General features: G+C 38.1%; 8 protein-coding genes and 1 other annotated feature. All 8 genes read right to left on the bottom strand.

Going from position 1 to position 7908, the window contains the following annotated elements:
- The coding region (gene rnr, locus RYP29_RS07600; RefSeq protein ID WP_311532908.1) for a ribonuclease R at positions 1–2201 on the bottom strand (2201 nt) is incomplete at its 3' end.
- Between the two features lie 70 nt (positions 2202–2271).
- Positions 2272–2508, bottom strand: a complete 237-nt coding sequence (secG, locus tag RYP29_RS07605) for a preprotein translocase subunit SecG (protein ID WP_005377589.1) — start codon at positions 2506–2508, stop codon at positions 2272–2274.
- A gap of 5 nt (positions 2509–2513) precedes the next feature.
- Entirely contained in the window at positions 2514–3182 is a 669-nt protein-coding gene (gene sigH, locus RYP29_RS07610; protein ID WP_311532910.1) for an RNA polymerase sporulation sigma factor SigH, read from the bottom strand.
- Positions 3183–3307: 125 nt separating this feature from the next.
- Positions 3308–3844 (bottom strand): NYN domain-containing protein, encoded by a 537-nt coding sequence (locus RYP29_RS07615; protein ID WP_005379915.1) that lies wholly within the window; start codon positions 3842–3844, stop codon positions 3308–3310.
- 9 nt (positions 3845–3853) lie between these two features.
- Entirely contained in the window at positions 3854–4591 is a 738-nt protein-coding gene (gene rlmB, locus RYP29_RS07620) for a 23S rRNA (guanosine(2251)-2'-O)-methyltransferase RlmB (RefSeq protein ID WP_005383453.1), read from the bottom strand.
- Entirely contained in the window at positions 4584–5069 is a 486-nt protein-coding gene (locus RYP29_RS07625) for a ribonuclease III domain-containing protein (protein WP_311532913.1), read from the bottom strand. Before RYP29_RS07625 ends, rlmB begins: the two co-directional genes overlap by 8 nt.
- Positions 5059–6507: a cysteine--tRNA ligase gene (cysS, locus tag RYP29_RS07630; RefSeq protein WP_311532915.1), complete on the bottom strand. Its 1449-nt coding sequence runs from the start codon at positions 6505–6507 to the stop codon at positions 5059–5061. The genes RYP29_RS07625 and cysS overlap by 11 nt, the downstream gene beginning before the upstream one ends.
- Positions 6508–6556: 49 nt before the next feature.
- Positions 6557–6762 (bottom strand) — a binding site (T-box leader).
- 219 nt (positions 6763–6981) lie between these two features.
- On the bottom strand, positions 6982–7908 hold a 927-nt coding region (locus RYP29_RS07635), incomplete at its 5' end, for a bile acid:sodium symporter family protein (RefSeq protein WP_311532917.1).

Raw genomic sequence — 7908 nt, forward strand, 5'->3', positions numbered from 1 at the left:
GATTGTTTAGAGATACCAGAACGCCCAAACGGTTTCTTTTCTCTTACCCCTACATAACCTTCGGAATTCTTCATCATTTCTTGAATTCTCATAAGATTATCCACTTCGCCGAGTACGAAATCGATTTGACGTTTTTCTACATCAGCTTTCACCAATGTCACCGTTACCGTATCACCTAAATGATAGATTTGACCCGTGCGCTTGCCAACTAATAGGAAATGTTCTTCATCGTAAAAATAGTAATCATCAGTCATCATATTCATATGAACAAGGCCATCGATACCATTATCTAACTCTACAAACATACCAAAGGATGTAATGCTAGATATTTTACCCTCAAAGACTTCGCCAATAAATGGAACCATATATTGGGTTTTCTTTAAATCGACTGTGTCACGCTCAGCAGCTACAGCCACTTGTTCACGTTCTGAAGAATGCACAGCAGCACGTTCTAAAAATTCTGTTTTAGTATCGCGGTTTGCATATCCATCAGGCCATCCCATATCAGCTTTTAATAAGCGATGTACCATGAGATCTGGATATCGTCTAATAGGCGATGTAAAGTGTGTGTAGCATTTCGACGCCAACCCAAAATGACCTGCATTATCGATGCTATATTTAGCTTGTTGCATGGAACGCAATGTCATGATTTGAGCCACTTGTTCAATATCCGTGCCCTTAACAGCATCTAAAATATGCTGGAACACGCGTGGTTCTAATTCATCAAGATGTAATCGAATATCTTGACCTAAATAATTGAGTACCTTTTGATACATACTCATCTTTTCTTCGCTCGGTGTTTCATGGATACGATATACACTCGTACGGTTTGTATTCTTGAGATGAGTGGCTACCGTTTCATTAGCTATAAGCATACATTCTTCAATAAGTCGTTCTGCTAATGTCCGGTCGCGACGTACAATGCGCAATGGTGTGCCTTCTGTATCTAAAAGCACCTTATATTCAGGGAAATCAAAATCCAATGCACCACGACGACGGCGCATATCATTTAAAGTTTTTGCGATATCGGATAAATTGTGAATCATGGGCATAAGAGGTGCCAAGTCATCAGGAATAATATCTTCGGTTAATGCTTTATAAATCTCTTTATAACTGCAACGGCGATTCACATGGATGATAGATGGTTGAATCCGATAATTAACAACCTTGCCTTGTGTATCAATTTCCATCATACAGGTCATGGCATACCGATCTTCGCCAGCGTTTAAGCTACAGATACCGTTGGATAGTACCTCTGGTAACATGGGGATAACTCTGTCTACTAAATAGACAGATGTACCGCGTTTATAGGCCTCTCTATCGATAGCCTTTTGTGACACTACATAATGGCTTACATCGGCAATATGTACACCTAGTTCATAGTTACCATTATCGAGTTTACGACCACTGACTGCATCATCAAGGTCCTTTGCATCTTCACCATCGATGGTAACCATTGGCACGTCGCGTAAGTCCCAACGTTTAGGATCATCTGTAATGGTCGTGTTGATATGTTGGCTTGCTTTCACAACATCCTCAGGGAAGGAAAACGGCAAGTCATAATTAGCCATAATACAGTTAATATCAAGACCTACGTCACCTTTATAGCCCAATACTTCTGTAATAATACCTTCTGGTTTCTTATCGCCTTCTGGCCATTTGATAATTTTTACAAGCACCTTAGCACCACTACGAGCATCTAAGGTATTATGTAAGTCAACGTAAATATCTGTTCCCAATCGTTCATCATCAGGGATGACAAATCCAAAGGAATGCTGTCTGTCATAGGTACCTACAACAGTTTCATTAGCTCGTTCTATGACTTCAGTTATAACGCCTTCTCGTTTATGGCGTGAATCTCTGGATGTGATAATACGTACACGAACCTTATCATTATGCATAGCAGTACCCTTATTTTGTTCTGCTATATACACATCTTCTTCATCAGGAGCAGTGATAACGAATCCAAAGGATTTTCTATATCCCTTGTAAATCCCTTCAATAAATTCTGTATCATTATTATAGGCATATACATCTTTTCGTATAAAGCTTAAGCGCCCCTCTTTTAATAGTTCTCTAGCAGCATCCATAAAGGCATCCAATTCACGGCCACCCTTAATATGACAATCCATAGCAGCATCATCGATATGATACGTATGGGGATAAATAGATTTATAAAACGCTAATACTTTTTCTTTCATATAAACACCTCCTTTGCATAGTATTCATATATGCTGAAAAAAAGAAAAGCCTGCTAGGCAGGCTTTCAAATTAGAATTGGTTAATCATTGCCCCTAGAACTAAGCTCAACACAGCAAAGATAATACCTAAAATGATTGTACAGCGAGATAAGAACCCATCTAAGCCGCGTTCTTTACCGCCGAATGTAGAATCTGCCGCACCAGAAACGGCGCCGCCCATACCAGAACTCTTACTAGTTTGAGCAATTACAACAACAATCAATAAAATGGACACAATGATTTCTAAAACCATCAAAAAATTTGTCACAATAGTCATCCTTCCTGTGTAGGAGCATCTAATACACGATGTTCCAAAAACTTCTCTAATTTACGTTTAACCCTTTGTAAAGCATTATCAATCGACTTGATGCTACGATCAGTACCTTTTGCCATCTCTTGATATGATTTACCATCTAAATAGCCTTCTAACACTTGCCACTCTAAATCACTTAAAATATGTCCTATGTTTTTTTCTATATCATCTAGCTCTTCTTGGCTAATAATGAGGTCCTCTGGATTTGTACTTCGTGCTGATGAAAGCATTTCTAACAAGGTCCGTTCAGACTCTTCTGTATACACAGGTTTATTTAAAGAAATATAAGAATTGAGTGGTGCGTGCTTTTGACGCGTCGCAGATTTTATGGCCGTAATAATTTGCCGTGTAATACATAGTTCTGCAAAGGCCCGAAAAGAGGCTAATTTATCATATCTAAAATCACGAGTAGCCTTATACAAGCCAATCATGCCTTCTTGAATGATATCATCTCGATCGGCACCTACAAGAAAATAGGTACGCGCCTTAGCGCGCACAAAATTTTTATATTTATTGACTATATAGTCGATTGCAAACTCATTTTGCTCTTGTTGAGCTATGACCACAACTTGCTCATCAGTCATTTCTTTGAAATTGTAATCGGACTGTTGCATATGAAAATTGTTCATAGGTCCTCCATACAATCACATATTGTAGAAATACCAATATATGTTATTATACTTGAATTATATATGTTCTGCAATATTTATGAAATAGAATGTACTTCATACTACAGCAGGTCTATCTGTTGTGCTTACTTTGTACCTCTCCGTATAGCTTCTAATTTTTTAGCCACATCGGGATCTAAGTGGTCATATACCTCATTTCTTCTGAGTACCATTTGGTCACGATGATGTTTATGTGTATATTGCAAGCGTTCCTCTTGCTTGGCAAGACGCATATCATTTTGCAATTCTCTTGCTGGAATCCGAAGTCCACCAGAGCCTAATATTTGATTTTGTTCAGCCCCGTCAGAAGTAACGACGTATACATTAGTATACTTACCTTGACGCAAGAATACTTCTCGTTCTATAAAAGAATCTGCCGTTTCACCATCATCGGTATATACTTCTATAAACCCTTTAGTGATTTCTTCGATACTCGCTATCGACTTAGTATATTTACCATCAAACACGAGTATAACCTCATAGCCTTTAAATTTACCATAGTTTAAAAGCTGATTACGCAATTCCATTCGAGCGTGTTCCAAGGATTCATTAGCCAGTTTTTTTAAACTTTGCCATGCGAAGATGACATTATACCCATCAACGATTAAAATATCCTTTAGCATGTAGCACCTCTATTTTACCTTCATAGTCCGTTGTCGAACTGCTTCATACATGAGAATAGCAGCTGCTACAGATGCATTTAAAGAATTTAAATTACCATACATAGGAATGGTAACTAGGAAATCACAAGCTTCTTTTACGACACGACTAATCCCCTTACCTTCATTTCCAATAACAAGGACGGTAGGTATAGTTAAATCGGTTTCATACAAGGTACGGTCACCTTCCATATGAGCACCAAGAACCCAAAATCCTTGCTTTTGAAGCTGTTTAATCGTTTGTGTAACATTGCCAACTTGAACAAGGGGAATTTGTTCCACTGCCCCAGCAGATGTTTTGGCAACCGTTGCGTTAATTGGTGCATTATGACGTTTGGGAATTAAAACCGCAGTAGCTCCCACACATTCAGCGGTCCGGATAATAGCCCCCATATTATGAGGATCCTCTACACCATCCGTTAAGATAAGCAATGGATTCTCATGATTCGACTCTTGCAGTACTTCTCCAAGGTCTTTGAATTCTACAGCATTAACAAATGCAATAACACCTTGATGAGGTACATCCGTTTCATATCGATTCATCTGTTTAACAGGTGTGGGACGAACCTCTACTCCCTTGGATTTCGCTAGACCCACGATGTCAGATAAACCCGTTTTAATTTTATCGTCACTCACTAAAATGCGTTGTATAGAACGGCCTGCTTTTAATGCTTCCTTTACGGCATTTCTGCCTACAATATAATTATCCATGTGAAAGTCCTCTTAATGTAATAGAATAGGCCTCTTTCATCAATTCATTAAGTCGATCTTGCTGACCTGTTTCATATAAGAAACCAAGGACTGCTTCAAAGGCGGTACTATTTCGATATTCCCGTACAGAACTACTCTTAGGTACATTGACATTACTATTTCGAGCTCGTCTAGCAATTGTTTGTTCATCCTCTGTAAACATTGATTCTAATTGTTCCAATACTTTTGACTGAGATTTTGCACAAATAAATTCAGTTACCAATGTATGTAGAATCTGAACCTTTGAAATACTCATTTCTACAACGCGTTGTCTAATGTACATAGAATATGCAGCATCACCAATATAGGCCAACATAACAGCATCTGAAGCTAATACTTCAGATGCTGGTTTAGATACAAAAGAATGGTTCTCCGTATCTAAGAGTATTAATTTTTTTATAGCTTCTTGTTTCAGAAATTGAAATTGCTTAAATTTCACGCTTTTTCCACCGTGCTCCTGTAGGAGAATCTTCAATAGTGATACCAATTTCAGCTAATCGATCGCGAATACAATCCGCAAGAGCCCATTGTTTTTGCTCACGGCATGCTTGACGAACAGAGAGAATAACATCCATCAATTGTTCATATTCTGCTGCGTCAGCACCAGTATTACCTTCCCAAGCTTTTTCTAATACGCCAATGACCTCTGTCATAAATTTGAAGATACGTTTTACCTCTGCGATAGCATCTTGGCAAACAACGCCTTCTCTACCTGTTACAGCTTGGTAATAAATGTTGATTTCTTTAGCAAGACCAAACATGCTAGATGTAGCTAAAGCAGTATTGAAATCATCGCTCATAGCGGCTTCGAATTCTTCTTCATATTCTTTAGCTTTTTCTAATAAACGTTGAGCATCGTCACAAGGGCCAGCTTCACATTTTTCAAGATATAAAAGATTTTCGATAGCAGTCCCTAATCGTTCCAAAGATTTATTTGCTTCTTCTAAGCGTTCATCGGAGAAATCCAATGGGCTACGATAATGTGTGCTAAGTAAGAAGTAACGCAAAGCATCTGGACTATATTGTTCCAAAATATCTTTCACCAAGAAGAAATTGTTCAAGGATTTGGACATTTTTTCGGAATTAATCGTAATGAATCCATTATGCAACCAGTATTTTACAGAAGGATGATGCCCAGAACAGCCTTCAGATTGAGCAATTTCATTCTCATGATGAGGGAAAATCAAATCACTACCACCACCATGGAAATCGAATTCTTCGCCTAAATATTTTTGGCTCATAGCGGAACATTCAATATGCCAACCTGGACGACCGTTGCCCCAAGGACTTTCCCAGAATGGTTCGCCTGGTTTTGCAGCTTTCCATAGTGCAAAGTCCATAGGGTTCTTTTTACGACCATCTACTTCGATACGAGCGCCAGCTTCCATATCATCTAATGTACGACCAGACAATTCACCATAATGATCAAATTTCTCTACGCTAAAATACACATCGCCATCTAGCTCATAAGCATAACCCTTATCGATAAGAGTCTCAATCATCTTAAGGATATCAGGGATATGAGTAGATACGCGTGGGTATACATCGGCACGTTCTACGCCGAGTGCATCCATTACTTCAAAATAGCTATCGATATAACGATTAGCAATTACGTCCCATGCCACGCCTTCACCATTAGATGTATTAATAATCTTGTCGTCTACATCAGTGAAGTTTTGTACATACGTTACTTTATATCCTACATGTTTCATGTAGCGACGAATTACATCCCACGTTACAAAAGGACGAGCATTACCAATATGAGGATGATTATATGGTGTTACACCACAAACATACATTTTTGCTTCACCTGGTGTTACAGGAGTAAATACCTCTTTTTGGCGCGTCATTGTATTATAAACTGTAATTTCTCTCATCGATACTGATGCCTCCATATTCGAAAAATAAAAAAGAACCCTCATCTCATACAGAGACGATGGTCCGCGGTTCCACTCTGTTAGGCACCAATGTGGTACCCACTCATCGCATAACGGCGCGTCACCGGACAAACCTACCTATAATCGGAATGTCAGCTCATGAATGCATTTCGTCTACCTATCCTTAAACCCTCCCACCATCGGTTCTCGCTAAAAAGTTAGTTGTAGAGTACTTCTTTCAATCTTAGCTTTTAATGTATACCTATATTAAGATATAAAATAATTTTACCAATAATGCTATATAATGTCAATAATTACAAGAAAAACCTCCATCTTCAAAACCATTGAATATGTCCCTTTATCAAGGGAATTAAACATATTAAGGATTATGAAAATGGAGGTTTAACTGTATGTTTTATTGAAATATATTATCAATTATAAGTTATTAGAACGATTCACTTAATAAGTTAATGACTAAGCTTGTTCTAACTTCTCTTTATCATCATGTTTGCGGCAAATACCAGCAAAAATAGAGCCTGTAAAATTATGGATAATCGAGAAAACAGCACCAGCTACCGCTGCTTGAGGTGTGAAATGTTTCATCGCTAGTGAAACGGATAATGCAGAGTTTTGCATAGCCACTTCAATTTGCATAGCACGGCGAGATGATACATCGATGTTAAGAATTTTACAAATAAAGAATGTAACAACGTAGCCACTCAAGTTTTGTACTAAACAAGCTACAAAGATAATGAGACCTGTTTCAGCAATTTGTTTTTGGTTAACCGCTGTTACGGCTGCCAAAATAAGTAGTACTGCAATAGCTGCTATAGTAGGACATACAGATTTAACAGGTTCAATTTTAGATCCAATAAAGTAATTCAATACAATACCTAAAATGATTGGAACCAATACGATTTTAACGATGGATATAAACATTGGCATAAATTGAATTTCAATGGATGATGTAGCACCTGCGTACAATACTACGAATAATGGTGTTAAAATTGGAGCCAACAAGGTAGATACAGTTGTAGCAGATACGGACAATGGCACATTGCCATTAGCAAGGAATGTCATGACATTAGAAGCCGTACCACCTGGACATGCACCTAACAAGATGAAACCAATACCGATTTCTGGCGGAAAGTTAAAAATAAGAGCTACTAAAAAGCCTGCTAAAGGCATCCATAAAAATTGAATGACAGATACGAGGATAACCTTCATTGGTTGTTTGAATACATCAAGGAATACTTGTGCTGTTAACGTTAAACCCATGGCAAACATAACAAATTGTAACATATATGCCACATATGGCGTCATCCATGCAAAAAATGTCGGTAGCATATAAGCTAATACGGCCATCAATAAAACTATCCAAGATAGATAGCTATTGAAGAG

Origin of the sequence: uncultured Veillonella sp. (genome assembly GCF_963534045.1) — a bacterium.
Lineage (GTDB): Bacteria > Bacillota > Negativicutes > Veillonellales > Veillonellaceae > Veillonella.